Raw genomic sequence first — 24,551 nt, 5'->3', positions numbered from 1 at the left:
AACATCCAATTGGAAATAACTTTTTATGGAGGAATTTAAATGAAAGAGCGGAATGAAAGTCATTTTTGGATATTTGTATTAATAGGAATCTTTCTTATTATAACAACAACTGGTTTCGCCCGTATGGCATATGGAGTTATACTGCCATTTATGCAGGAAGGACTTCATTTGTCTACGGCTCAATCAGGTATGCTAGGAACTATACTTTTTTTAGGTTATTTATTAACTGTAGGAACATCTGGAATATTTACTATCCGTTTTGGTGCAAAATCCGTTTTATTAATAGGCAGTTGGCTGGTCGTGATAAGCTTAATGGGATTAGCGCTTGTTTCTTCATTTTGGATAGTTGCTTTTTGTATGCTATGTGCTGGAGCTGGTAGTGCTCTTGTATATACACCACTCATGTCCATAACGGTAGGGTGGTTTCCAAACAAAAGAGGAACTGTAATGGGGCTGTTATTAAGCGGTGCAGGTATAGGTATGCTATTTAGTGGAATAATTGTTCCTTATGTCGTGCGCACCTTTCCTGAGTATAGTTGGCGTGGTGCATGGTTTTTGTTTGGCGTTATTGCATGTATCGTTGTATTCGCCGCTTCAGTTGTTTTGAAAAATCCAGAAGTTACTGAAGATGAGAGGAAAAGGAGTAATAAATCGCTTTTATGGAAAACGAAAGAACTATATATCATTGCATGGATGTATTTTATTGTTGGTGTTGTATATTTAATTCCAAATTTATATCAAACTAGTTTTATGATTGATAGTGGTATTTCAGCATCAATTTCGGGAACTGTTTATGCGATTGCTGGTATTTGTTCAATAGCAGGAGCACCTGGCTGGGGATTTATTTCGGATCGGATTGGTATAAAGAAGAGTTTATGTATTGCGCTTTTATTAGCTGTTATAGGAGATATGGTTCCAATTATATTTGGAAATATAACTGGTTTTATCGTATCGGCAATGATTTGGGGTTCTAGCCTCGGAGGTATACTTTTATTAATTCAAGTTGCAGCTTCCAAGCAAGTATCTCCGAAATATGTATCAATGGCAATTAGTTTTATTTCTGTTTTCTATGCAGTTGGTCAAATGATTGGACCAGGACTTGCGGGCTTGATTATTGGAGAAAGTGGTTATACAGCAGCTTATGGATTAGGTGCTTTTGGTTTTTTTATGTGCATATGTTTGGAATTGCGTTTAAAAAGAGGAAATCTTACAAACTCAGCGTATTTAGAGAAGTGAGTCTTGTCATGAAATGAATCTTTTTAACAGGAGGGAGAAAAATGGTCCATGTGAAAGATGTATTAGCAGATCAGCTATTAGCGAATGCAAATGATCCTAGTTGGTATATGCCATTTTCCGATGCAGTTAAGGATTTATCTGAGAGGGAAGCTTGCTGGAAACCGAATGAAGAGAGTAATAGTATAGCTGAAATCGTACAACATTTACTGTATTGGAACTCTACGTGGCAAACTAGGTATAAAGAATCAAATGTGAATGCAGTACCCGCTATAGGAGATAATAACAAAAGTTTTATGCTTTCAGATAATCAAACTTTCGATGAATTACGGGAAAAACTACTAGAAAAACTGTTACAATGGCAAAATCTCATCAATGAAGAAAAGGTTGAAAGTGATGTAGTGGGATTTCCTGTTTCTGCAAAGTGGTGGGAAGTGTTAGCGAATGTAACAACTCATAATGCATATCATATTGGGCAAATTATTTACATCCGAAAATTACAGCAGAGCTTTGATAATGAATAAGATAATAGTTCTCAAATTAGGTGAACAAAAGTGGACAAAACGAGACATCTGTCTCATTTTGTCCACTTTTTTATTATGAAAGAAAAGAGAAAACCTATTAAATCAAGGATTAGAATTTGGCATAGTACTTGCAATATAACAGACGAACAAGAAAATAGGAGGGCTGAACATGTTAAAAACAACTGAAAGTAAAGGGAATGAAATTACGAAAGAACAAGCTCGTTGGATGTATAAAAAAATGTTAGAGATTCGTAAATTTGAAGATAAGGTGCATGAATTGTTCGCGCAAGGCGTTCTGCCAGGTTTCGTTCATTTATACGCAGGTGAAGAAGCGGTAGCAGTTGGTGTATGTGCCCACTTAACGGATAGTGACAGTATTACAAGTACACATAGGGGTCATGGACATTGTATCGCAAAAGGTTGTGATTTAAATGGTATGATGGCTGAGCTTTTCGGGAAAGCGACAGGGTTATGTAAAGGCAAAGGTGGTTCCATGCATATTGCCGATTTAGATAAAGGAATGCTTGGTGCAAATGGCATTGTAGGTGGCGGTTTCCCACTTGCTTGCGGTTCAGCATTAACAGCTAAATATAAAGGAACAAAGGATGTAAGTGTTTGCTTCTTCGGTGACGGAGCAAATAATGAAGGGACATTTCATGAAGGGGTTAATTTAGCGGCGATTTGGAAGTTACCGGTTATTTTTATCGCAGAAAATAACGGTTATGGTGAAGCAACTACATTTGAATATGCTTCAAGTTGTGATTCTATTGCCGATCGTGCAAAAGCTTATAATATTCCAGGTGTTCAAGTAGATGGGAAAAATCTTATAGCTGTATATAAAGCTGCTGCAGAAGCAGTGGAACGTGCGCGTAATGGTGATGGTCCAACAATTATTGAATGTATGACATATCGTAATTACGGTCATTTCGAAGGTGAAGCGCAAACATATAAAACATCAGAAGAAAAAGAAGAACATTTAAATGAAAAAGATGCAATTGTGAATTTTCGTAAGCATTTAATTCATGAAGGTTTATTAACGGAATCTGAACTTGTTGATATGGAAAAAGCAGTAGATGATGCAGTACAAAGATCCATTGAATTTAGTGAAAATAGTCCATACCCAGAGGATGAAGAATTATTAAAAGATGTATACGTTTCTTACAAATAAGAGGAGGGTGAAAAATTATGACTAGAACAGTAAGTATGTCAACCGCAATTAATGAAGCAATGAAAATCTCAATGCGTCGTGATGAAAATGTAATTTTAATAGGTGAAGACGTTGCAGGCGGTGCACAAGTTGATCACCTGCAAGATGATGAAGCTTGGGGCGGTGTGCTTGGCGTTACGAAAGGACTTGTACAAGAGTTTGGCCGAAATCGTATATTGGATACACCAATTTCTGAAGCGGGTTATATGGGAGCTGCGATGGCCGCTGCTGCAACTGGATTACGTCCGATAGCTGAGTTAATGTTTAATGATTTTATCGGTAGTTGTCTTGATCAAGTATTAAACCAAGGTGCGAAATTCCGTTATATGTTTGGAGGTAAAGCAAAAGTACCCGTTACAGTACGTACGATGCATGGCGCTGGTTTTAGCGCAGCAGCTCAGCATTCACAAAGTTTGTACGCATTATTTACGAGCATACCAGGTATTAAAGTTGTTGTTCCTTCCACACCGTATGATGCAAAAGGCTTATTATTAGCAGCAATTGAAGATGATGATCCAGTAATCTTCTTTGAGGATAAAACACTTTACAATATGAAAGGCGAAGTGCCAGAAGGGTATTATACAATTCCTTTAGGTAAAGCAGATATTAAACGTGAAGGTTCTGATGTAACAATCGTCGCAATCGGAAAGCAAGTTCATACAGCACTTGCAGCTGCAAAGCAATTATCGAAAAAGGGGCTTGAAGTAGAAGTAATCGATCCGCGATCTTTATCACCACTTGATGAAGATACTATTTTATCATCTGTTGAAAAAACAAATCGTCTTATCGTCATTGACGAAGCGAATCCTAGATGTAGTATTGCAACAGATATTGCGGCAATTGTAGCGGATAAAGGTTTTGATTTGTTAGATGCACCTATTAAACGAATTACAGCACCACATACACCTGTTCCGTTCTCACCACCACTTGAAAAGTTGTATTTGCCAACGCCAGAAAAAGTAATTGAAACTGTATCAGAAATGATCGGAGACCAATCTTTATTACATGTGTAATAAAACGATGAGAAGGGAGAGAGACACATGGCTGTAGAAGTTGTAATGCCGAAGTTAGGTATGGCGATGAAAGAAGGTATTATTACGAGCTGGAATATTAAAGCAGGCGATAATGTAGCAAAAGGAGAACTGATCGCTAGTATTAATTCAGAAAAAATTGAAACGGAAATTGAAGCGCCAGCTGATGGTACGGTACTTGATATAGCTGTAAGTGAAGATGAAGGAGTGCCGCCTGGTACTGTAATTTGCTACATCGGTAAACCGAATGAAAAAGTAGAGATGAAGGAAAGTACACCTGCTATAGAAGAAAAAACATCTAATATAGAAGCGCAAAATGTACAACATCCAGAACCTTATGCGAAAGAAATGGCGAAGCAACGAATCAAAATTTCACCTGTAGCGAAGAAAATTGCAAAGTCTGAAAATCTGGATATCAAGGTGGTAGTTGGTACAGGTCCTGGGGGAAGGATTACAAAGGCAGATGTATTAAAAGCACTTGAGGTAAGAGAAAACGTTCCAGAAGTATCCGAACGAGAAGAAAATAACGCGGTTCCTGTTACTGGTATGCGTAAAGCAATCGCAAATCGTATGCACGCAAGCTTACAAAATAGCGCACAATTAACGTTAACGATGAAAGTAGATGTAACAGATTTAGTTGCTTTACATAAAGAAATAGCAGAAGTTGTACAAAAAAGATATGATAACAAACTAACCATTACGGATTTCGTCTCTCGTGCTGTTGTATTAGCACTTGGAGAGCATAAAGAAATGAATAGCGCTTATATAGATGATGCAATTCATCAATTTGAACATGTTCATTTAGGCATGGCAGTCGCATTAGAAAAAGGATTAGTCGTTCCAGCTATTCGCTTTGCAAATAATTTATCTTTAGTAGAGTTGTCTAAAGAGATTAAGAATGTGGCACAAAAGGCACGAGCAGGTAGCTTAAGTAGTGATGATATGCACGGAACGACATTTACAATTAGTAATTTAGGTAACTTTGGTATTGAATATTTTACACCGGTATTAAATACACCTGAAACTGGTATTTTAGGTGTAGGTGCAATTGAACATGTTCCTGTATATAAAGGGAAAAAATTTAAAAAAGGTAGTATGCTACCTTTAAGTTTAACATTTGATCATCGTGTATTAGATGGTGCACCAGCAGCTGCATTTTTACGCACAATTAAACATTATTTAGAAGAACCTATAACAATTCTTTTATAAAGAGAAGGTGAGAGAATGGGTAAATTAGTTGTTATTGGGGGCGGACCTGCTGGCTATGTAGCAGCAATTACCGCGGCTCAAAATGGCAAAGATGTCACTCTTATTGATGAAGCTGACCTTGGCGGAACATGTTTAAATGTTGGGTGTATGCCTACGAAATCACTGTTAGAAAGTGCTGAAGTACATGACATTGTGAGAAAAGCGAATGATTATGGAGTTACGATTAATACAGAAAATATCTCAATTGATTGGGGTCAAATACAGGCGAGGAAATCACAAATTGTAATGCAACTCGTCCAAGGAATACAATATTTAATGAAGAAAAATAAAATTAAAGTTGTAAAAGGAAAAGCGAAATTCGAAACGGATCATCGTGTGCGAGTTGTACAAGGAAATAAAGAAGAAGTAATCGATGGAGAGAGCTTTATTATCGCAGCTGGTTCCGAGCCTACAGAATTACCATTCGCTCCGTTCGATGGAAAATGGATTTTAAATAGTAGCCATGCAATGTCTCTTGAGAGTGTACCATCTTCATTGTTAATCGTTGGCGGTGGTGTAATAGGATGCGAGTTTGCAAGTATTTATAGTAGACTTGGCACAAAAGTATCGATAGTTGAGATGGCACCGCAATTACTACCTGGTGAAGATGAAGATATCGCGAATATTTTAAGAGGAAAATTAGAAAAAGATGGTGTGGAAATTTTTACGGGAGCAGTTTTAAAAGGATTAAATAACTATAAGAAGCAAGCTTCATTTGAATACGAGGGAATTACTCACGAAGTAACTCCAGAATTTGTTCTTGTTTCTGTAGGAAGAAAACCACGAGTACAACAATTAGGATTAGAAAAGGCAGGAGTTCAGTTTTCAAATAAAGGGATCGCTGTGAATGAACATATGCAAACGAACGTATCGCATATTTACGCAGCTGGTGATGTGATAGGTGGAATTCAGCTTGCTCACGTTGCCTTCCATGAAGGAACGACAGCAGCATTACACGCAAGCGGAGAAGACGTGAAAGTAAATTATCATGCTGTGCCCCATTGTATATACACAACTCCAGAAATAGCTAGTGTCGGGTTAAGTGAAAAAGGTGCAAGAGAACAATATGGTGATATTCTCATCGGAGAATTCCCTTTTACAGCGAATGGAAAAGCTCTTATTTTAGGAGAACAAGCGGGTAAAGTAAAAGTCATTGTGGAACCTAAATACCAAGAAATTGTAGGGATTTCTATTATCGGTCCTCATGCAACTGAACTTATTGGTCAAGGAACCGTAATGATTCATACAGAAGTTACCGCGGATATAATGAGAGATTATATTGCGGCGCATCCAACTTTATCTGAGGCTATTCATGAAGCGTTAATGCAAGCGGTAGGATATGCTGTACATGCTTAGATGGAAATATAATAAACCACTATTCTCTAAATAAATAAGAGAATAGTGGTTTGATTTTTTATTAGCAATGGAATATATTGTTATTTTTTAACTTCAATCGCTGAAGTAATATCGTTCCAATCAGCAGCTAAATTAGCAGTTTTACCGTACCAATCAGCGTGTTTAAATAAAACGCCTTTTCCATATCCTTATGTTGAAGTGTGTTCCCAAAGTGTTGTTGAATAACTTGCAGAAGGCGACGCTGTACTTACAGAAGAAATTCTGTCATTCCAGCTAGATGGTAAGTTTTTAAAGCCACTGCTCCAGTAAATATATTGACCACCTTTATCTTTATGTTCATAAAAATCAGTACTACCAGCACCGCTACCTAAAGGATTAATATTATTTTTAATTGCTTTTTTATCCTTTGCAATATACGCATCCAATGTTTCGCGGCTAGTAAAACCATAAGCTAGCCAATCTCCATTTTCATTTTGCTTAGGTAATACCATAGTAATTTGGATATCTTTCTTATCATGATCACTTAATTTTGCAAATGAATTAACATTTTGTTCATCCACTTTTAAATAATCAAATGACTTAATTGTGTTACTTTTTTCCTCAGCACTTACCGCACCTAGTCCTCCAGTTAATGCAAAACCCGCTACTAATGTCCCTGCTACTAATTTCTTCAACATATAACCATCCCTTTTTGTTTGAATTTTTGTACAGGTGAATCTTGTACAGCTAAAATGTATTCTAATTTTATATTTTTGTAAATATTATGAAGTTTTAGAAAAAATAGGCAGAATATTTATAGTTTTACATTATTTCTTTAGAAAAAATGGTTATTGGAATGATATAATAAGTGGATGTATTGTTTTTACTGGATGTAAAGATATTTTAGGAGAGGTGTTATTGGAATATTTCACAAGAGATTGGTATAAAAAAATGCAAGTTTTAGAATTTGTAAGTTTTATAGGGTCTATAAAAGAATGGTCGGAAATAGATATACAAAGTTTAAGGGAAGAAATAGAGGAAAGGAAAATAGATTTATTAAAATTCCTTCCTGAATCGATATACTCAATTATACAAAACATCACAATTAATTCAGAATACCCCTCAGGTGAACTGAAAAAACTTATGCAAGAGTGGACAATAGATTATGAGAAAAGAATGGCACAATTAGATCAATCATACGTAGAATATTTTAATTCCATTGAGAAAAAACTTCCGTCAAATGTCGCTCAGCTACATGAGACATCACTACATGATAGTGTGATTAAAGTAGTAAAGAGAAAATCAGAAGATACTTTGTCTATTGTATTAGATTGCAGTGGTACTTTTAGTGAATTTGATAAACTTGAAGTAACTTTTATCCCGCATTAACGGGCAGTAAGACACCCACCTCAAAATGCAGCGAAAGCAAAGAAGTTAGGTGGGGATCAACTGCCCGTAAAAGCCCGATTGGTTCAACTAATAATCAGTGGGAGATGAACAAAACCCCCACTGATTAAAGTTTCACTTTATAGGAGTAACAAAGTGTTCTATGCCGGAAAACTTTGAAAGTGCTTGGTGGCTATATCATGAAATAGCTCTTACTGAAGATGGTTTTGAACTAGGTGTTTTATTTGACTGTCCATTTAGAGAAGTGACGATTTGCGCAGCAGATGTATTATTTGTGAAGAAATAATGTTGTATGGAGTATTATAAACGTTTGACATAATAAAAAAATAAAGTTATTGTAGATACATGAAGTCTACAATAGGGGCTGTACTATGAAATATTCTAAAGCTACAAATTATGCTCTTCATACAATGCTTTTTCTGGCAAAGGCTACACCAAATAAGTTAGTTAGTGTTCACCAATTAGCAGAAATGCAAAATGTTTCACCAACGTACTTGTCTAAAATACTAACTAAGTTGACGAAGGAAGGGATGATACATTCATCATCTGGTCCAAAGGGCGGTTACTCGCTTAGTAAGAATTGGGAAGATATTTCATTTTTAAATATTATACATGCAATTGAAGGTAAAACATCATTGTTTGACTGTTGTTTACATGACAAACCTGGATGTTTAATTAATGAGGCAATGCTCGCAGCAGAAGAGAAAATGGAAGAAGAGTTAAGAAATCAAAAAATCGTAGATCTTGCGAAAAAAATAAAAGTGGATTTTTAATCTGCTTTTATTTTTAAATTAATTAAGGATAAAAAGACTCTTTAATGTCTTTAATTGTAGTTAGAAAATAATATGAAGAAGGAGAGAAGATGATGAATAACTTTTGGAATGATCGATATAAATTAGATGAATATTTTTACGGGGAAGAACCTAATACATTTATTAAAGAACAAGGATTTCGTTTAGTAAATCACAATAAAGTAATAGCTTTCGCAGAGGGAGAAGGTAGAAATGCTGTATTTCTAGCAAGACAAGGGAACGAAGTAACAGCTATTGATTATTCAGAAGATGGATTAGAAAAGACAAAAAAATTGGCAGAGAAGCATAACGTAAACGTGCATACAAAAAAAGTAGATTTATTAGCTGATAGTTTGCCAGAAAATGAATATGATGCAGCAATTATGGTATTTGGACATTTTCATGATGATCATAAAAAAATGATATTAGATAAAATGATACAAACGATAAAGCCTGGTGGATTAATTATGTTTGAAGTTTACTCAAAAAAACAAATAAACTATGGTACTGGTGGACCAAAAGATGTTGATATGCTGTATGATCCAATTGATATCCTTACTTGGTGTGAAGAACATAAGGTAATTCATTTCTTTAATGGAGAACAAGAGCGAGTTGAAGGGAAAGGGCACACTGGTTTAGCTGATGTTATTCAAGTTGTTATTAGAAAATTAATATAAGTGTTAATGAAAGTTAAATGTATGAATGTAAAAAGACCAGTCGTATAAGACTGGTCTTTCTATTTAGATACTAAATTATCAAGCTTCCAATATGTATTTGTTAACGGCGCAGCTTTGCTATCTATGTATAAATACATATTATTTAAATCTTTTGGTGAAGTTTTCAGTTCAAATACAACGTCAGTAGTTAAAGAGAATTCGTGTGGAACATTTTTATAGTGCTCGTCACCTATCGGATGGGCTTCACCTTCATATTTCTGACCAGTTTTTTCATCTTGTATGAAATATTTTATTTCCGAAAGATCAATAGTTTGTCCATCGTCTCGAACATTATTAATCATAACACGAGTAGTAAGGCGCCGCTCTTCGTCTATTTTTTCGAACTTTGCATTTTCAACTGTCGCTCTATAGTATTCGTTTTTAACTATTTCTCCATAGTGCATTGCATTCTTTTCGAGAGCGCTCTTTTCTTGTTTTGGTGTAGTATTGCTATTACATCCTGTTAATATTCCTGTAAATAATAATGCTGTACATGTCGTTTTGATTAATGATTTCATAGTAATCCCTTTCTGTATTAAAAAGTAAAACATAGGAATAATTTTACATGAATAAGGAAATAAATAGAAGTCTTTTAGTAGAATATGCAAATGTGCATTTATTTTATGTAAAGTTAACAAAATAGAAAAAGAGAGAAAACCTGCATAAAGACGGAAGAAAAAGGATTGAAAATATTGTGAAACGGAAGAAACGTGCATATAATTAACATAAAGTTCAAATTTCTGAATCTTCAATAACGGTGGTGATAACATGTTTACTGAAGAACGTCGAGAGAAAATTTTAGAACTACTTAGTACAGATGGAAGAGTAATCGCAAAGGATCTTGCGGAAAGATTTGATATGTCTATTGATTCTATAAGAAGAGATTTGTCTATTATGGAAAAGGATGGTTTATTACAAAGAACACACGGAGGTGCAATTGAACTTACGCGAGTGAGAAACTTAGCTGCGGAACCAGCTAAATGTTATAGTGATAGCTCAATATATGAGGACACAATTGCAAGAGTTGCGGTATCTTATATACAAGAAGGTAATTCAATTTTTATTGGTGGGGCTTCCGTTCATAATGCGATGCTGAAATATTTACCGGAAGTATCATTTACGGTTATTACGAATTCTATAGAAATAGCTGGTTATCTACGAGAATATAAGAATATTGATACGTATTTAATTGGCGGAAAAGTAAAACCTTCAGGAAATATTACTGATACACTTGCCTCTGAATTGATAAGTAGATTTTCTATTGATCTTTATTTCTCTACAGGTGGAGGCATTTCATTACAAGGTATTAGTACTGCAACACCTGAAGTTGCTTATTTTAGTAAAAGAGTAAGTGAAATTGCTAGAAGAAATATTTGTTTAGTTCCGCATAATAAACTTGGAATAGATTGTTTTATAAGAGGAGAGTCTCTAAAAGAAATTGAAATTATTATAACTGACGAAGAGGCTAGTAAAGAAACTGTTCAGGACTTTGAGAAACAAGGTAAACAAGTTGTAATAGCGCCATTATATTCATTTGAAAGGAGTTTGACATGATTGTAAAAGAGCAAGAGTTTCATATAAATGGATTAACTTATACAATTCGTTCTGCAGCTGAGAAAGATGCTGAGCAGTTATCGAAAATTAGAGTTCAGATTGATGGAGAAACTGAAAATATGGATAGAGATGCTGGAGAGGGATTTATAGATGATATAGGATTTCAAAAAATAATAAAAACAGATAGTGAAGAGACGAAAAATCTCTTTTTAGTTGTAGAAGTGCACAATCGAATCGTTGGATTTTCAAGGTGTGAAGGATCAAATTTCAAGAGATTATCTCATAAAGTGGAGTTTGGCGTTTGTATTTTAAAAGAGTTTTGGGGATATAGAATGGGTAAGAGCCTATTACAACAATCTATTAAATGGGCTGACGAAAATGAGGTAAAAAAGATATCATTACAAGTATTAGAGACAAACGAGAAAGCTATTCATCTTTATAAAAAATTAGGTTTTGAAGTAGAAGGCATTTTGAAAAATGACAAAAGACTATCGGATGGAAAGTATTATAATACAGTAGTGATGGGAAGATCTACTGATACTTTTCATAAAAGAGGTGAAGAGGAATGTTTTACAGAAGGAAGTACTATGTAGTGAGAAATGAATTCATAGAAGTATTTAATGATCATTTCAATAACACGAACTTACCTAATCAATTAAAGTATGGCTCTAGGCTAATAGGACGCTGGATGAAAGGTAATAAGAATGGTACGTCTGAAGTATTCGCCATATGGGAATATGATAGTTTTGAACGGTATAAAGAAATTGAATCGAAAATTAGAAGTGACGAGATTCATGTAAAAAGAATACATGATTGGTATGAAAAACATGGCGGAAGAGAATATGTTTTACAGAAGTACATAGTAGAGATGAAAAATGAAGAGTTAGTATGTACTGTAAAATAATAGGAGCGAAGACTAATGCAGGTCAGAACGAAATTATATATTAGTTTATCAGCGGCTATTTTATTTGCAATAGCCGTGATTGTTTTCTTTATAAATGGTAATCCACAAAAGTGGTTTTGGTTATGTATTTTCTTTGCGTCCATTATACAAAATATGGTGCTACTAAAAAAGAATAAAGACGCGCATTAATATATTCAAATTATTAACATATTTGTGTCATCTTTCTAGTTGTATTGAAAACGCTTTTATTCAGTTTTATAATAGAAGTATGTTTTATAAATCTCCAAAACAATTAAAAGGGAGATGATACAATGTTAGCTTCACTGTTTTACTTACATACATGGAAAAAGTTTATTGATGAAGGAGTCTTTGATTCGAACCGTATAAACGAAAGAATTTCAGAGTCATGGCATCGATGTAGACAAGCAAATGTGAATCCTTATATGAATAAAGGTCAGAAAATTTTGTCTTCTAATGTTTTTCAAGAACAAAAGAAAAAGAGTGAAATTTTTCTTGATATAGCATTACCTCAAATACAAAATATGAGAAAAACCATTGATGAACTACAAATGATGGCATTATTAATCGATCCAGATGGTTATGTTCTATCGTTAAGTGGAAATAAACAAACGTTAAAGCGAGCGAAACATATTAATTTTATTGAAGGTGTAAAATGGACGGAATCAGCTGTTGGCACAAATGCAATTGGAACAGCGCTAGAAATTGAAGAAGCTATTATGATAAGTGGTACTGAACATTATTCCGTGGTATCTCATAGCTGGAGTTGTGCGGCCGCTCCCATTCATAACGATGACGGGAAATTAATTGGTGTTCTAAATTTCTCATGTCCAATTGAATTTTCGCATCCATATATGCTCGGTATGGTAACTTCAATGGCACATGCGATTGAACGTGAATGTAGCATAAGAGTTCATCAAAATGAATTACACTTAATCCATCGTTTTTTAGATGTCATTGATAGTGATGAACAAGTAGTTATTTGTAATCATCGTGATGTTATCGTTTCTGCGAGTAAGAGCGTTCGTGAACGAATAAATAATTGGTCAAGAATGAAACTTGAAGAGTTAATGCACCATGGATTGGAAACTAAATTAGAAATACCAGTATATAGTAATGAAAGAATGATCGGGAAATGTATGTATTTAAAGGAAAACAAACAAATGAATACATATTCTGCTCTCACATTTATAAAAGGGATTACTTTTCCAGGAGTTACCGGGACAAGCAGAGCATTTCAACACACACTAGAAGAAATTAAGATTGTTTCACCGACTGATGCTAGTGTGTATGTATGTGGTGAGACAGGAGTAGGAAAGGAATATGTCGCGAGAGCGATTCATGAAAATAGTCCAAGAAAAGACGGGCCCTTTATAGCTGTTAACTGCGGTTCTTTGCCTAAAGAATTAATGGAAAGTGAATTGTTCGGTTATGCTGAAGGTGCATTTACAGGTGCGCGACGTCAAGGATATAAAGGGAAATTTGAACAAGCAAACGGAGGAACATTATTTTTAGATGAAATTGGTGAAGTACCACCAGAGATGCAAGTAGCATTATTGCGTGTTTTACAAGAACGCACAATAACTCCAATTGGGAGTTCAAAATTGGTACCAGTAAATATTCGTATTATTACTGCCACACATAAAGATTTACTACGGTTAGTAGAAGAAGGGAAATTCCGTCAAGATTTATATTATCGTTTGCACGTTTATCCGTTATATGTTCCATCGTTAATAGAAAGAAAAGAGGATATCCCATATTTTATACAACACTTTTACGAACGGAAGAATTGGAATGTTGTATTTCCAAAGAGTATATACAATCAATTTTTACAACATACATGGCCCGGAAATATTCGGGAACTAGTAAATGTATTAGAACGCATTTACATTTTGTCGCAAGGACGGGAAATATGCGAAAAACAAGTCGCTTTTTTGCTGCAAACAATGAGGGGAAATCAACAACAACTTGAGTTACAAGTTGAAAATAAAACAGAACATACATTGAATTTTCGTAAAAAAATACAGCGTGATAGCATGATTGAAGCATTACAAAAGACAAATGGAAATGTTTCGTTAGCTGCAAAACTATTAAATGTACCCCGTAGTACATTTTATAAACGAATGCAAAAATATAAGTTATAAAGTAGATTTTTGCAATCTACTTTTTCTTTGTGGGCTCATGTTCTGTCGGAATGTGCGCTTACCGGGGAAATAATAGAATTGTTAGAAGGGAAATTTCCTAATGGAGGTTAGTGTGTGAAGTACATTGAAATTGGAATCGGGAATAGGTGGTTTGTTCGAACGGAAACTGAAAATAAAGATGGGACTGAATTTGAAGAACGAGGTATTATAAAACCTATTTATTTTGAGTCTTTATACGTACGTATTTGGTTTCGGAAAACTTGTTTTATTTTTGATACGAAAGAGGGTTTTAAGAAAGATAAGAAGAGAAGGGTTGAATATAAATTTATTGTTGGAATTGTGAGTAGGATGACTGAAGAAAAAGTACGCTAATGAAAAGCATGTAAAGTAAAAGTGGTACTCAATCTATTGGGTACCACTTTCAATATTTGAAGATTTTTTAGTGAAAATCTCAATAGCTCTTTCATATATTTCTTTATCAATACAAAACTTTTTTGTTATCCAATAAGTAAGTTCAGAAGTGCTAAGGATATGTTCCATTTTCTCATCTGCGAAATATTGCTTTAATACATTCCCATTAATGGAAGTTGGGACACTGTCAACATAACCGAAAATCTGAATCTTTTTTAATACAGGAGATGTACGCCAATCATTAGATTTTATAATTTGTTTTTTCATACTTGTTAATTGTATCGGTTCTGTAATTAAGGTTTTTGTTGGACCAGGATCTCTAGTAATATGAATTTCCTTATTTGATACTTGATAAGTAAAAGTTTCTCTTACGTTACTTACTTGAAATGATTCGTAAAGTGGATAAACTTGAAATAAAGGTGCACAATAACCAACATCAACATAATAAGGTTGGTCTAAGTTAACTCGTAAGCATAAATGTCCGGGATCCATATACATATAATGAACATTAAAACCAAGATTTGATAATAACCAATGAAATCCAATTGAGTGCGTCCAACAAGTACCCCCGAGACCTTTTGTTGTAATACGGTTTATGTATGTCTCAATGGAAGGAAAATAATTACCTGTTTCATTACCCTTTTCCCAGTCAATTATTTTAGTAAGGGTTTCCCATTTTATTTTTTCTTGATGAGCTTTAATAAGCTCATTTAAAAACTTTAAGCTAGTAGGCTGTTTTGTCGTACCTAAAAATGATAGAAAGCTATTTACTAGTTGTACTTGGGTCATTTTCTTATCCTTTCTATATAGAAATTGTTATTGGTATTATTATACAATAGGTGTCAGAAAATACAGTTGTTTATTATTGGAGTGGGAGAGAATTATATGTCGATGTCGCTATATTATAAAAAAATCCGTGAGCAATTAGGCCATGAACTAATTCTAATACCGAGTGTAGCTGCTGTTATTAAAAATGAGCAAGGGAAAATCTTATTTCAATATCCTGGTGGAGAATACTGGAGTTTGCCAGCTGGAGCAATTGAACTTGGGGAAACTCCAGAAGAAGCAGTAATTCGGGAAGTATGGGAAGAAACAGGATTGAAAGTACAAGTGAAAAAACAAAAAGGCGTATTTGGAGGGGAAGAGTTTCGTTATACATATGCAAATGGCGATAAAGTAGAATATATTGTTATTGTATTTGAGTGTGAAATTAGCGGTGGCGAGTTGAAATCGATAGATGATGAATCGTTAAAACTAAAATATTTCCCTTTATCTGAAAAGCCTCTTTTAGCATTGCCATACCCAGATAAAATATTTTTATAGTTGTAAAATAGCACACCGTATTTATTGCAGGTGTGCTATTTATATAACCCCGTCGTATACATCTCCGTCAATGTATGTACTATCTCTTCTAACTCAAATTTTTTATCATTTTTCACAATTGCCCAAAGAAACATCTCATTCATTGCGAACCAAGCACGTGCTACAATTTCTTTATTTAATTCAGGCTGTGCTAATCCACTTTCTTGAGAGTATGTAATATCCTGCGTAATATTGTTTATGAAGCGTTCCCGTATCTCGTCCCATTTTTGACGTATCTCTTTTGATAATCCGGTTGCTTCTTCTACAACTTGTAAAATAGCTCGTTCTTTCTTTGCTAGTTGTAGAAATGCTCTAACTTGATTTTGAATCATTTTATGTGCTTCTTCCTTCGTTTGAGGCAAAAAGGAGCGCTTGGCAATATCATAAAATTGATTCATAACATCTTCCATTAAAACGGTGAGGAGATCATCTTTGTTTTTAAAGTATACATATGCTGTTCCGTAACCGGTTTCTGCATGTTTAATAATTTGTGTAATTGTCGTTTTTTGAAATCCGTTATTTATAAAAATAGTGTAACCAGAGTGTAATAGTTTTTTCTTCGTTTCTAAGGAGCGGTGTTTTCTTGATGAAAGGGTACTGTTTTTCAAAGAATCACCTCTTTATACTGAAATATCTGAAAATATAACTGTATTGTAAAAGAAATTCATATATAAAGTCAACTGACATAATATCATTGACGTCGTATCAATTGAGGTGATATATTTCAATTAGTTAGAATAAAAAGAAAATTAAGAGAAGGTGACACCATGTATAAAGAACCATTTCAACCGAATTATGAATATGCGCTTGAATGTGATAAACATGATGAACTGAAAGATTTTCAAACTGAATTCTATAAAAAAGAAGGAACGATATATTTAGATGGAAACTCATTAGGACTACTTTCAAAAAGAGCAGAGAAATCATTACTTACGTTGCTAGATTCGTGGAAAGAGTATGGCATTGACGGCTGGACAGAAGGTGAGCACCCGTGGTTTTTCCTTTCAGAGAAATTAGGTAAACTTACAGCCCCTCTTATTGGTGCTTTACCGGAAGAAACTATTGTAACCGGTTCTACAACTACAAATATACACCAAGTTATTGCGACGTTTTACGAACCAAAAGGAATACGTACAAAAATACTTGCGGATGAATTAACTTTCCCGTCAGATATTTATGCACTTCAAAGTCAAATTCGTTTAAAAGGATTAGATCCAGAGGAGCATTTAGTAAGAGTGAAAAGCCGAGATGGTAGAACACTTTCTGAAGAAGATATTATTTATGCGATGGAAGATGATATTGCTTTAATTTTATTACCTTCTGTTTTATATAGAAGTGGTCAAATTCTTGATATGAAACTTTTAACAACGGAAGCTCATAAACGCGGCATTCACATTGGATTTGATTTATGCCATTCAATAGGATCTATTCCGCATCATTTCAAAGATTGGGATGTCGATTTTGCTGTTTGGTGCAATTATAAATATTTAAATGCAGGACCGGGTAGTGTTGCAGGCCTTTATGTAAATAGTAAACATTTTAATAGACTGCCAGGATTGTCTGGATGGTTTAGTTCTAGAAAAGATAAACAGTTTGATATGGAGCATACATTAACAGCTGCTGATCATGCAGGTGCTTATCAAATTGGTACACCGCACGTATTAAGTACAGCACCATTAATTGGTTCACTTGAAATTTTCAAAGATGCTGGTATTGAACGTTTACGTGAGAAATCTTTACATATTACGAGATACATGCTGAATTTAATTGGACATGAATTAAAAGATTTCGAATTTACAATTGGAAATCCATTAGAGGATGAAAAACGAGGCGGGCACATTTATTTAGAGCATGCAGAAGCAGCACGTATATGTAAAGCACTAAAAGCAAATGGAGTAATTCCAGATTTTAGAGCGCCAAATGGGGTGAGACTTGCGCCGGTCGCTTTATATAACACATACGAAGAAGTGTGGAAATCTGTACAAATATTAAAGAAAATTATGAAAAATGAAGAGTATAAGCAGTTTGAAAATAAGCGAGAGGTTGTGGCATAGATATGAAAACATCAGAGTGGATTGATATTTCACAACCGCTAAATAATAATATTGCAACGTGGCCAGGAGACACACCGTTCTCGTATGAAGTTTCATGGTCAAAAGAAGAAAGTGGCTCAGTAAATGTCGGAAAGTTAACGATGAGTATTCATACAGGCACTCATATTGATGCACCATTTCATTTTGATAATGATGGAAAGAAAGTATTGGATTTAGATGTTCAAGTTTATGTTGGCCCAGCACGGATTATTGACGTTTCTAATCTTGAAAGCATCGGGAAAAAGGAATTAGAAAGCTTTCATTTAGAAGGTGTAGAACGATTATTATTACGTACATCTTCACATGGAAAAGCTGAAGAATTTCCAGAGGTGATCCCTCATTTACGTGCAGACATAGCGTCGTTTCTTTCAGAGAAAGGTATTTGTTTAATCGGAGTAGATGTACCATCAGTTGATCCGCTAGATGATAAAGAATTAGCAGCGCATCATCAATTATTTAAACATGGAATTCATATTTTAGAAAATGTCGTACTAGATCATGTAGCAGACGGTGATTATGAACTTATTGCATTACCACTTGCATTAACTGATGCAGATGGAAGTCCAGTTCGAGCCGTTATTAGACCAATATAAGTAGAATTATATAAAAGGGGCGTTTGGCTAATATGAAAGAAAATGAAAAAGTAATTATGGAAAAAGGGATTCATACGGATTTTAAAGAGAATATGACGTATGGGGAGTATTTACAATTAGATAGTTTACTGTCTTCTCAAAAAAGATTATCGGACCATCATGATGAAATGTTATTTATCGTTATCCACCAAGCAAGTGAGCTTTGGATGAAGCTCATTTTACATGAGCTAAATGCGGCGATTGAATCTATTAAACAAGATAAATTACAACCAGCTTTTAAAATGTTAGCACGTGTATCAAAAATTCAGTCTCAAATTATTCAATCTTGGGATATTCTTGCGACATTAACACCATCAGAATATATTGAGTTTCGTGATTCACTCGGTCAAGCTTCAGGTTTTCAATCGTATCAATATCGTATGATTGAGTATGCACTTGGCTATAAAACGCCGCACGCATTAAAAATTTATGAAAAGGATCCAGAATTACATGCACGGCTTCATAAAGCGCTACATGCACCAAGTCTATATGATGTCGCGATTCAAGCATTAGTAAAAGAAGGATTCCCTATTCATAAAGATGTGTTAAACCGTGATATTACGCAGCCTTATGAAGAAGATGCAACAGTAGAAGCGGCGTGGTTAGAAGTGTATGCGGATGTGAAAAAATATTGGAATTTATATCAGCTTGCTGAAAAATTGATTGATATTGAAGACTGGCTACAACAATGGCGTTTCCGTCATATGAAAACAGTAGAAAGAATTATTGGACATAAAATGGGGACAGGTGGATCCTCCGGTGTTTCTTATTTAAAACGAGTACTTGATCAACAATTCTTCCCAGAGCTTTGGAATATTCGTACGAAATTATAAAAATAAACCTGTCAGTTCATTATGGCTGACAGGTTTATTTTTATTTGAGCACAATTATGTTTAAAATGAAGTAACAAGATATAATAAATGGAGTAACTATTTAAATGGAGGTAAAGTTTTTGGATTTCAAGCAACTAGAAAATAAATTCGAAAAGAAAAAAGTGAATACATTTCTTGTTTATCAAAAAGGGGAATTAACAACTGAGTATTATAAAACACCTAAATGTGCAAATAACTTATATAAAATAAATTCGATTACAAAAAGTATCGTATCTTTATTAATTGGTATTGCAATTGATAAGGGCTATATAAATGATATACATACACCGATTACAGAGTGGATTGAAAATGTACCTGGGGAAAAACATGATTTGACGCTTTATCACTTATTAACAATGACTACTGGTGAGGATTGGAAAGAGTTTGGGAATGGAGTAGTATTCCCAAATGTATTTGTAGAATCAGAGAACTGGGTACAGTACATATTAGAAAAGCCAATAATTGAAAAACCTGCTACAAAAATGAATTATAATTCAGGTTCTTCTCATTTACTGAGCTATATTATTCAAGAAGCTACTGGAATGTCGACAGAGCGGTTTGCAAAGAAATATTTATTTGATCCATTAGAAATTAACGAATACGAATGGCAACAAGATCCGCAGGGTGTATATGTCGGTGGCTTCGGTATGAAAATGAAATCTACCGATTTATTAAAATTAGGAAAATTATGTTTACAAAATGGATATTGGAATGGGGAAGAAATTGTATCAGCGAAATGGTTAGAAGAGTCAAGCAGGGTGCAATTTGAAACATATGAACATGTCGGCGCATATGGATATCACTGGTGGGTATTACATAACGAAAGATTTCACATACCGTATTGTATATATTTCGCTATGGGATACGGCGGGCAATACATCGTTATCATTCCTCAGTTAGAAGTAATAGCTGTTATAAGTAGTCATATGCCAAAACGTGGGCTCGTTCCATTAAAATTATTTATTGAGCATGTACAGGGAAATTCCAATTATATATAAGAAAAGGAGGGAATGTATGAGGGATGAAAAAACTTTATCTTTATTTAGATTATGTTTAAGTCTTCTAGCATGTAGCGCCATTATTACGCAATTCATAATCAGGGCACAAGCGAAACCGTTCAATCCAGTTAACTTTTTTAGTTTCTTTACGATCGAAAGTAACATTTTAGTTGCATGTATTCTCCTTTTAAGCAGTATCGGAACAGCTACATTTGGTCGATCAGAGCAGTTTAGTATACTTCGTGGTGCGGCAACGGTATATATACTTACGACAGGACTGATTTATTTTTTACTATTAAGAGGATTAGAAGAATCACTTCAAACTGCAATACCATGGGTAAATACGGTGCTGCATTATATCATGCCAATTACCATGCTTTTAGATTGGATTTTAAATCCACCAAATAAGAAAATCACCTGGAAACAAGCTGCAAGTTGGCTCTTATTCCCGTTTTTTTACGTTGTATATAGCTTATTACGTGGTCCAATCGTAAATTGGTATCCATATCCTTTTTTAGATCCGAGAATAGGAGGATATGGTAGAGTCCTTTTATATAGTATAGGGATAGCTGTTGTAATTGGCGCTATTTGTATATTGGTAAGATTTTTAGGGAATCGAAATTTTAGGAAAGAATTTTAGAAATGCAAGAACCCCCACTGTTTCTGTTTTTAACAGTGGGGGTTCACTTTATCCCGTAAAAGTCCGATTGGTGAGGACTAATAATCAGTGGGAGATGAACAAAACCCCCACTGATTAAAGTTTCACTTTATCTACTCGTCTTCTGAAACGACAACTTTATAAATTTCTCCGTCTTCGTTTCAAATTCTACATCAACAAAAACACCATATTCTTTTCCATCTTCACGTAACCACAATTTAAATTTTTCAACAGTTATTTGAACTGTTTTGGGTTTTCTACCTATATGTAGATAGTCAATAATTTCTGCTTTTGGGTATTGTTCTTTCGTCTTTTCTACGGCAAGTTTACCCCATTTGGCATACGGCGGCTGCGCATGAACAATTGATGAGCCTGTATATATATTTGAACATGTTGTTAGGAACAGAATGACGAGTGCGACACGTTTTAACAATTTCTTCATGATGAACTCCTTTTATCCTTTTTTTATATTGTTTACATATTTTTTCAACGATATTAGTTTGGATTTTTTTGTCTTCTTTACATAAAAGCGAGGCTTTTACAAAACATAACCAAGAAATCATTTCCGTAATTAAGGAGGGAAAATTATGCGCCAAAAAGCTATTTTTAAAATAGCAGTTTTACTTGCGTTCATAGGACTGTCTTTAATGGTCAGTAGTATACAACTAAAGAATGTAGAAGCTTTTTCTAATCAAGTCATTCAAAGAGGAGCATCTGGCGAAGATGTCATTGAACTGCAATCTCGTTTGAAATATAACGGATTTTATACGGGAAAAGTGGATGGTGTTTTCGGATGGGGTACATATTGGGCACTTCGGAATTTTCAAGAGAAATTCGGATTACCCGTTGATGGTTTAGCTGGAGCTAAAACGAAGCAAATGCTCGTGAAGGCAACGAAGTATGACAAGTCCACTGCCAATAAAGGAAATAGTGGTAGTACTGCACAAAAAAATAAACCATCTCAAAATAAAGGGACAAATGTTCCGAATGGTTATTCGCAAAATGACATTCAACTCATGGCAAACGCAGTATACGGGGAATCACGTGGTGAACCGTATTTAGGACAAGTTGCAGTAGCTGCTGTTATTTTAAATCGTGTTACAAGTGCATCATTTCCAAATACCGTTTCAGGTGTAATCTTTGAGCCTAGAGCATTTACAGCGGTAGCCGATGGACAAATATATTTAACGCCAAATGAAACAGCAAAAAAAGCAGTTTTAGATGCGATTAACGGATGGGATCCAACAGGAAATGCTTTATATTATTTCAATCCAGATACTGCGACTAGTAAATGGATATGGACTCGTCCACAAATTAAAAAAATCGGTAAACATATTTTCTGTAAATAGAGCGGAGGTGGGACAATGTTACGAGGTATTATCATTGTATTATTAACAGTTGGCGTAGTAGGAACAGGATACTGGGGCTATAAAGAGCACCAAGAGAAAAATGCGGTTTTAATTCGAGCGGAAAATAGCTATCAACGTGCATTCCATGATTTAGCATACGAAGTCGATTTATTACACGATAAAATTGGCACAACACTTGCGATGAATTCACGATCATCTTTATCACCTGCATTAGCGGATGTATGGCGTTTAACATCTGAAGCTCGCTCAGATGTAGGGCAACTTCCTTTAACATTAATGCCATTTAATAAAACGGAAGAATTTTTAGCGAATATCGGTGATTTTAGTTACCGTGCAGCCATTCGTGATTTAGAAAAAGAGCCGTTAAATGAGCAAGAATATAAAACGTTGCAAACTTTATATTCAAATGCAGGAAATATACAAGATGAACTAAGAAAAGTACAACATCTTGTTTTGAAAAATAATTTACGCTGGATGGATGTAGAAATGGCACTTGCATCAAATCGCGATCCAGCAGATAACACAATTATTGATGGATTGAAAACTGTAGAGAAAAACGTAACATCATATTCTTCTACAAACTTCGGACCGACCTTTACAAGTGCGCAAAAAAATAAAAAAGGTGGATTTGAAGCGAAAGGAAAGGCAATTTCTAAAGATGAAGCGGCGAAAATTGCAAAATCGTTTTTGAATTTAAAAGGAAATGAAAAAGTAGATGTTGAGAAAAGCGGAAAAGGTGCGAAAGAATCCTTCTATAGTGTGAAAATTAAAGATGAAGCAACGAACAATGAGTTCTATATGGATATTACCGGAAAAGGCGGATATCCGATTTGGGTTATGAATAACCGCGAAATTAAAGAACAGAAAGTTAGTTTAAACGATGCAGGTAGTAAAGGTTTGAAATTTTTAAAGGACCATAAGTTTAATAATATGGAGCTTTATGATAGTTCTCAATATGATAATGTTGGTGTATTTACGTATGTAGTAAATGAAAATGGAGTACGAATTTATCCAGAAGCAATTCAAATGAAAATTGCTTTAGATGATGGTTCTATCGTTGGGTTCTCCGCAAAAGAATATTTAGCGTCACATCAAAAGCGAACAGTTCCATCGGCAAAGCTAACTGCAGCAGAAGCAAGAAAGAAAATCAATCCGGATGTAAAAGTCATGGAAGAACGTAAAGCTGTAGTAGTCAATGATTTGCATAATGAAGTACTTTGCTATGAATTTGTAGGCACTTTAGGAAAAGATACGTACCAAATATTCATTAATGCTAATAGCGGGGCCGAGGAAAAGGTAAAGAAAATGCAAGCTGTTGAAAAAATTTATGATTAAACCTTAATAGTGAAGTGGTGAAAATGATGAAAACTCTAATATATATATTGATGCTTTGCTTCGTTATAACTGGATGCAGTATTGGAAAAAAAGACAATCCAAACGAAAAGCCGGAACAAAAAAATGTTTCAATGAAAAATGTTAATTATACGAATAAATCAAATAAGCCAAATGAAAAAGCAGCAGATCATTTAGCATCTTTAGCTGCAAGTGTGCCAGGTGTGAATGATGCGACAGCCGTAGTAGTCGGCAAATATGCAATTGTAGGTATAGACGTAAAAGCAAAACTTGATCGAACTCGAGTTGAATCAATTAAATACTCTGTTGCAGAAAGTTTAAAAAATGATCCTTACGGTGCTAATGCAGTCGTTGTAGCAGATGTTGATACGTATGAACGCCTCAAACAAATTGGAAAGCAAATTAAAAAAGGAAAAACAGGTGAAGGTATACTAGATGAATTAGCGGCTATTGTGGGCCGAGTAATGCCACAAGTTCCAAATGATATGATTGAAAATAGAGAAACGAATCCAATTAAAGATAATGATAAACAATTACCAAAAGATGAAGAACAAAAGCTAAGAAAAGAACAGGATGATCAATCAAATAATCATTTGAATAAATGAAATTAGCCTCGTACTTAATTGTACGAGGTTTTTGAATATAATATTAAATATTCAGTTTATTTTCAAGGGAATATATGGTTTAATT

The 24,551-nt window shown here is 34.5% G+C and carries 27 protein-coding genes and 3 pseudogenes; 25 read left to right on the top strand and 5 right to left on the bottom strand.

Annotated elements, in window-relative coordinates; translation table 11 throughout:
- Positions 1–39: 39 nt before the first annotated feature.
- The 6 genes from C4S65_RS12615 (at position 40) to lpdA (ending at position 6,599) form a co-directional block, all read left to right on the top strand.
- Positions 40–1,236, top strand: a complete 1,197-nt coding sequence (locus C4S65_RS12615) for an MFS transporter (protein ID WP_098838573.1) — start codon at positions 40–42, stop codon at positions 1,234–1,236.
- Positions 1,237–1,277: 41 nt separating this feature from the next.
- A complete protein-coding gene (locus C4S65_RS12610) occupies positions 1,278–1,757 on the top strand; it encodes a DinB family protein (protein ID WP_000233788.1) in 480 nt (159 codons plus the stop codon).
- A gap of 169 nt (positions 1,758–1,926) precedes the next feature.
- Positions 1,927–2,925 (top strand): acetoin:2,6-dichlorophenolindophenol oxidoreductase subunit alpha, encoded by a 999-nt coding sequence (gene acoA / locus C4S65_RS12605; protein ID WP_098838572.1) that lies wholly within the window; start codon positions 1,927–1,929, stop codon positions 2,923–2,925.
- 17 nt (positions 2,926–2,942) lie between these two features.
- Positions 2,943–3,977, top strand: coding sequence for an acetoin:2,6-dichlorophenolindophenol oxidoreductase subunit beta (gene acoB / locus C4S65_RS12600; RefSeq protein ID WP_000198898.1), 1,035 nt, complete (start codon positions 2,943–2,945; stop codon positions 3,975–3,977).
- A gap of 27 nt (positions 3,978–4,004) precedes the next feature.
- Complete coding sequence (locus tag C4S65_RS12595; protein WP_000257759.1) at positions 4,005–5,204, top strand: dihydrolipoamide acetyltransferase family protein; 1,200 nt, start codon at positions 4,005–4,007, stop codon at positions 5,202–5,204.
- 15 nt (positions 5,205–5,219) lie between these two features.
- Complete coding sequence (gene lpdA, locus C4S65_RS12590; protein ID WP_061666093.1) at positions 5,220–6,599, top strand: dihydrolipoyl dehydrogenase; 1,380 nt, start codon at positions 5,220–5,222, stop codon at positions 6,597–6,599.
- 80 nt (positions 6,600–6,679) lie between these two features.
- Here lpdA and C4S65_RS12585 read toward each other — a convergent pair.
- Positions 6,680–7,276 (bottom strand): annotated as a pseudogene (locus C4S65_RS12585) (hypothetical protein).
- A 220-nt stretch (positions 7,277–7,496) separates the two neighbouring features.
- Here C4S65_RS12585 and C4S65_RS12580 point away from each other — a divergent pair.
- The 4 genes and pseudogenes from C4S65_RS12580 to C4S65_RS12565 form a co-directional block, all read left to right on the top strand.
- Positions 7,497–7,958, top strand: a pseudogene (locus tag C4S65_RS12580) (DUF4085 family protein); the annotation flags it as partial.
- A 145-nt stretch (positions 7,959–8,103) separates the two neighbouring features.
- Positions 8,104–8,271, top strand: a pseudogene (locus tag C4S65_RS12575) (DUF4085 family protein); the annotation flags it as partial.
- Positions 8,272–8,356: 85 nt separating this feature from the next.
- The gene (locus tag C4S65_RS12570; protein ID WP_098838495.1) at positions 8,357–8,758 is read left to right on the top strand and encodes an Rrf2 family transcriptional regulator; all 402 of its coding nucleotides are present in this window, start codon (positions 8,357–8,359) and stop codon (positions 8,756–8,758) included.
- Between the two features lie 89 nt (positions 8,759–8,847).
- A complete protein-coding gene (locus tag C4S65_RS12565) occupies positions 8,848–9,453 on the top strand; it encodes a class I SAM-dependent methyltransferase (protein ID WP_061666094.1) in 606 nt (201 codons plus the stop codon).
- A gap of 59 nt (positions 9,454–9,512) precedes the next feature.
- On the opposite strand, the gene C4S65_RS12560 is transcribed toward C4S65_RS12565, so the two are convergent.
- Entirely contained in the window at positions 9,513–10,010 is a 498-nt protein-coding gene (locus C4S65_RS12560; RefSeq protein ID WP_000838461.1) for a hypothetical protein, read from the bottom strand.
- 250 nt (positions 10,011–10,260) lie between these two features.
- Between C4S65_RS12560 and C4S65_RS12555 the strand changes: the two genes are divergently transcribed.
- From C4S65_RS12555 to C4S65_RS12530, 6 genes are all read left to right on the top strand, one after another.
- The gene (locus C4S65_RS12555) at positions 10,261–11,046 is read left to right on the top strand and encodes a DeoR/GlpR family DNA-binding transcription regulator (RefSeq protein ID WP_086406269.1); all 786 of its coding nucleotides are present in this window, start codon (positions 10,261–10,263) and stop codon (positions 11,044–11,046) included.
- Positions 11,043–11,639 (top strand): GNAT family N-acetyltransferase, encoded by a 597-nt coding sequence (locus C4S65_RS12550; protein WP_061666096.1) that lies wholly within the window; start codon positions 11,043–11,045, stop codon positions 11,637–11,639. Before C4S65_RS12555 ends, C4S65_RS12550 begins: the two co-directional genes overlap by 4 nt.
- The gene (locus C4S65_RS12545; protein ID WP_086406267.1) at positions 11,612–11,950 is read left to right on the top strand and encodes an NIPSNAP family protein; all 339 of its coding nucleotides are present in this window, start codon (positions 11,612–11,614) and stop codon (positions 11,948–11,950) included. The genes C4S65_RS12550 and C4S65_RS12545 overlap by 28 nt, the downstream gene beginning before the upstream one ends.
- A gap of 15 nt (positions 11,951–11,965) precedes the next feature.
- A complete protein-coding gene (locus tag C4S65_RS34355) occupies positions 11,966–12,139 on the top strand; it encodes a hypothetical protein (protein ID WP_001198098.1) in 174 nt (57 codons plus the stop codon).
- A 122-nt stretch (positions 12,140–12,261) separates the two neighbouring features.
- Positions 12,262–14,112: a sigma-54-dependent Fis family transcriptional regulator gene (locus tag C4S65_RS12535; RefSeq protein ID WP_103945249.1), complete on the top strand. Its 1,851-nt coding sequence runs from the start codon at positions 12,262–12,264 to the stop codon at positions 14,110–14,112.
- Positions 14,113–14,226: 114 nt separating this feature from the next.
- Positions 14,227–14,484, top strand: a complete 258-nt coding sequence (locus C4S65_RS12530) for a DUF3977 family protein (RefSeq protein ID WP_061666099.1) — start codon at positions 14,227–14,229, stop codon at positions 14,482–14,484.
- A 33-nt stretch (positions 14,485–14,517) separates the two neighbouring features.
- On the opposite strand, the gene C4S65_RS12525 is transcribed toward C4S65_RS12530, so the two are convergent.
- Positions 14,518–15,312, bottom strand: a complete 795-nt coding sequence (locus tag C4S65_RS12525) for an arylamine N-acetyltransferase (protein ID WP_098838497.1) — start codon at positions 15,310–15,312, stop codon at positions 14,518–14,520.
- A gap of 96 nt (positions 15,313–15,408) precedes the next feature.
- Between C4S65_RS12525 and C4S65_RS12515 the strand changes: the two genes are divergently transcribed.
- Positions 15,409–15,846 carry an NUDIX domain-containing protein gene (locus C4S65_RS12515; protein WP_086406266.1) on the top strand — a complete coding sequence of 146 codons (438 nt, stop codon included), beginning with the start codon at positions 15,409–15,411 and terminating at the stop codon, positions 15,844–15,846.
- Positions 15,847–15,881: 35 nt separating this feature from the next.
- Here the strand turns inward: C4S65_RS12515 and C4S65_RS12510 are convergent, their stop codons facing one another.
- On the bottom strand, positions 15,882–16,493 hold the full coding sequence (locus C4S65_RS12510; RefSeq protein WP_098838498.1) for a TetR/AcrR family transcriptional regulator: 612 nt from the start codon (positions 16,491–16,493) through the stop codon (positions 15,882–15,884).
- Positions 16,494–16,652: 159 nt separating this feature from the next.
- Here C4S65_RS12510 and kynU point away from each other — a divergent pair, with 159 nt between their 5' ends.
- From kynU to C4S65_RS12485, 5 genes are all read left to right on the top strand, one after another.
- Complete coding sequence (gene kynU, locus C4S65_RS12505) at positions 16,653–17,939, top strand: kynureninase (RefSeq protein ID WP_061666101.1); 1,287 nt, start codon at positions 16,653–16,655, stop codon at positions 17,937–17,939.
- 2 nt (positions 17,940–17,941) lie between these two features.
- On the top strand, positions 17,942–18,571 hold the full coding sequence (gene kynB, locus C4S65_RS12500; protein WP_000858072.1) for an arylformamidase: 630 nt from the start codon (positions 17,942–17,944) through the stop codon (positions 18,569–18,571).
- Positions 18,572–18,603: 32 nt separating this feature from the next.
- The gene (kynA, locus tag C4S65_RS12495) at positions 18,604–19,443 is read left to right on the top strand and encodes a tryptophan 2,3-dioxygenase (protein ID WP_000661956.1); all 840 of its coding nucleotides are present in this window, start codon (positions 18,604–18,606) and stop codon (positions 19,441–19,443) included.
- Positions 19,444–19,562: 119 nt separating this feature from the next.
- Entirely contained in the window at positions 19,563–20,480 is a 918-nt protein-coding gene (locus tag C4S65_RS12490; protein ID WP_061666103.1) for a serine hydrolase, read from the top strand.
- A gap of 16 nt (positions 20,481–20,496) precedes the next feature.
- Complete coding sequence (locus C4S65_RS12485; protein WP_001204115.1) at positions 20,497–21,120, top strand: Pr6Pr family membrane protein; 624 nt, start codon at positions 20,497–20,499, stop codon at positions 21,118–21,120.
- A gap of 127 nt (positions 21,121–21,247) precedes the next feature.
- Here C4S65_RS12485 and C4S65_RS12480 read toward each other — a convergent pair whose 3' ends face one another.
- Positions 21,248–21,580: a DUF3889 domain-containing protein gene (locus C4S65_RS12480; RefSeq protein WP_000734901.1), complete on the bottom strand. Its 333-nt coding sequence runs from the start codon at positions 21,578–21,580 to the stop codon at positions 21,248–21,250.
- Positions 21,581–21,725: 145 nt separating this feature from the next.
- Between C4S65_RS12480 and sleB the strand changes: the two genes are divergently transcribed.
- From sleB to C4S65_RS12465, 3 genes are read left to right on the top strand one after another with little or no spacing between them, the layout of a single operon-like run.
- Positions 21,726–22,487 carry a spore cortex-lytic enzyme gene (gene sleB, locus C4S65_RS12475; protein ID WP_001249046.1) on the top strand — a complete coding sequence of 254 codons (762 nt, stop codon included), beginning with the start codon at positions 21,726–21,728 and terminating at the stop codon, positions 22,485–22,487.
- Positions 22,488–22,502: 15 nt separating this feature from the next.
- Positions 22,503–23,843, top strand: a complete 1,341-nt coding sequence (gene ypeB, locus C4S65_RS12470; protein ID WP_000943735.1) for a germination protein YpeB — start codon at positions 22,503–22,505, stop codon at positions 23,841–23,843.
- 26 nt (positions 23,844–23,869) lie between these two features.
- Positions 23,870–24,466 (top strand): YhcN/YlaJ family sporulation lipoprotein, encoded by a 597-nt coding sequence (locus tag C4S65_RS12465; protein WP_103945248.1) that lies wholly within the window; start codon positions 23,870–23,872, stop codon positions 24,464–24,466.
- The last annotated feature ends 85 nt before the right edge of the window (positions 24,467–24,551 follow it).

The organism is Bacillus sp. ok061 (genome assembly GCF_900108285.1).
Taxonomy (GTDB): domain Bacteria; phylum Bacillota; class Bacilli; order Bacillales; family Bacillaceae_G; genus Bacillus_A; species Bacillus_A thuringiensis_S.
The sequence above is the reverse complement of the archived record's forward strand: the minus strand, read 5'-3'. Positions and strand labels throughout refer to the sequence as shown.

What these genes read in the sequence shown, in the direction of transcription:
- ypeB (WP_000943735.1), top strand. Translation starts at nt 22,503, where the DNA reads ATGTTACGAGGTATTATCATTGTATTATTAACAGTTGGCGTAGTAGGA.
- C4S65_RS12555 (WP_086406269.1), top strand. Translation starts at nt 10,261, where the DNA reads ATGTTTACTGAAGAACGTCGAGAGAAAATTTTAGAACTACTTAGTACA.
- C4S65_RS12535 (WP_103945249.1), top strand. Translation starts at nt 12,262, where the DNA reads ATGTTAGCTTCACTGTTTTACTTACATACATGGAAAAAGTTTATTGAT.
- C4S65_RS12465 (WP_103945248.1), top strand. Translation starts at nt 23,870, where the DNA reads ATGAAAACTCTAATATATATATTGATGCTTTGCTTCGTTATAACTGGA.
- C4S65_RS12595 (WP_000257759.1), top strand. Translation starts at nt 4,005, where the DNA reads ATGGCTGTAGAAGTTGTAATGCCGAAGTTAGGTATGGCGATGAAAGAA.
- C4S65_RS12615 (WP_098838573.1), top strand. Translation starts at nt 40, where the DNA reads ATGAAAGAGCGGAATGAAAGTCATTTTTGGATATTTGTATTAATAGGA.
- C4S65_RS12565 (WP_061666094.1), top strand. Translation starts at nt 8,848, where the DNA reads ATGATGAATAACTTTTGGAATGATCGATATAAATTAGATGAATATTTT.
- kynU (WP_061666101.1), top strand. Translation starts at nt 16,653, where the DNA reads ATGTATAAAGAACCATTTCAACCGAATTATGAATATGCGCTTGAATGT.
- C4S65_RS12610 (WP_000233788.1), top strand. Translation starts at nt 1,278, where the DNA reads ATGGTCCATGTGAAAGATGTATTAGCAGATCAGCTATTAGCGAATGCA.
- C4S65_RS12485 (WP_001204115.1), top strand. Translation starts at nt 20,497, where the DNA reads ATGAGGGATGAAAAAACTTTATCTTTATTTAGATTATGTTTAAGTCTT.
- C4S65_RS12525 (WP_098838497.1), bottom strand. Translation starts at nt 15,312, where the DNA reads ATGACCCAAGTACAACTAGTAAATAGCTTTCTATCATTTTTAGGTACG.
- lpdA (WP_061666093.1), top strand. Translation starts at nt 5,220, where the DNA reads ATGGGTAAATTAGTTGTTATTGGGGGCGGACCTGCTGGCTATGTAGCA.
- C4S65_RS12545 (WP_086406267.1), top strand. Translation starts at nt 11,612, where the DNA reads ATGTTTTACAGAAGGAAGTACTATGTAGTGAGAAATGAATTCATAGAA.
- C4S65_RS12480 (WP_000734901.1), bottom strand. Translation starts at nt 21,580, where the DNA reads ATGAAGAAATTGTTAAAACGTGTCGCACTCGTCATTCTGTTCCTAACA.
- kynB (WP_000858072.1), top strand. Translation starts at nt 17,942, where the DNA reads ATGAAAACATCAGAGTGGATTGATATTTCACAACCGCTAAATAATAAT.
- kynA (WP_000661956.1), top strand. Translation starts at nt 18,604, where the DNA reads ATGAAAGAAAATGAAAAAGTAATTATGGAAAAAGGGATTCATACGGAT.
- C4S65_RS12515 (WP_086406266.1), top strand. Translation starts at nt 15,409, where the DNA reads ATGTCGATGTCGCTATATTATAAAAAAATCCGTGAGCAATTAGGCCAT.
- C4S65_RS12550 (WP_061666096.1), top strand. Translation starts at nt 11,043, where the DNA reads ATGATTGTAAAAGAGCAAGAGTTTCATATAAATGGATTAACTTATACA.
- C4S65_RS12560 (WP_000838461.1), bottom strand. Translation starts at nt 10,010, where the DNA reads ATGAAATCATTAATCAAAACGACATGTACAGCATTATTATTTACAGGA.
- acoB (WP_000198898.1), top strand. Translation starts at nt 2,943, where the DNA reads ATGACTAGAACAGTAAGTATGTCAACCGCAATTAATGAAGCAATGAAA.
- sleB (WP_001249046.1), top strand. Translation starts at nt 21,726, where the DNA reads ATGCGCCAAAAAGCTATTTTTAAAATAGCAGTTTTACTTGCGTTCATA.
- acoA (WP_098838572.1), top strand. Translation starts at nt 1,927, where the DNA reads ATGTTAAAAACAACTGAAAGTAAAGGGAATGAAATTACGAAAGAACAA.
- C4S65_RS12570 (WP_098838495.1), top strand. Translation starts at nt 8,357, where the DNA reads ATGAAATATTCTAAAGCTACAAATTATGCTCTTCATACAATGCTTTTT.
- C4S65_RS34355 (WP_001198098.1), top strand. Translation starts at nt 11,966, where the DNA reads ATGCAGGTCAGAACGAAATTATATATTAGTTTATCAGCGGCTATTTTA.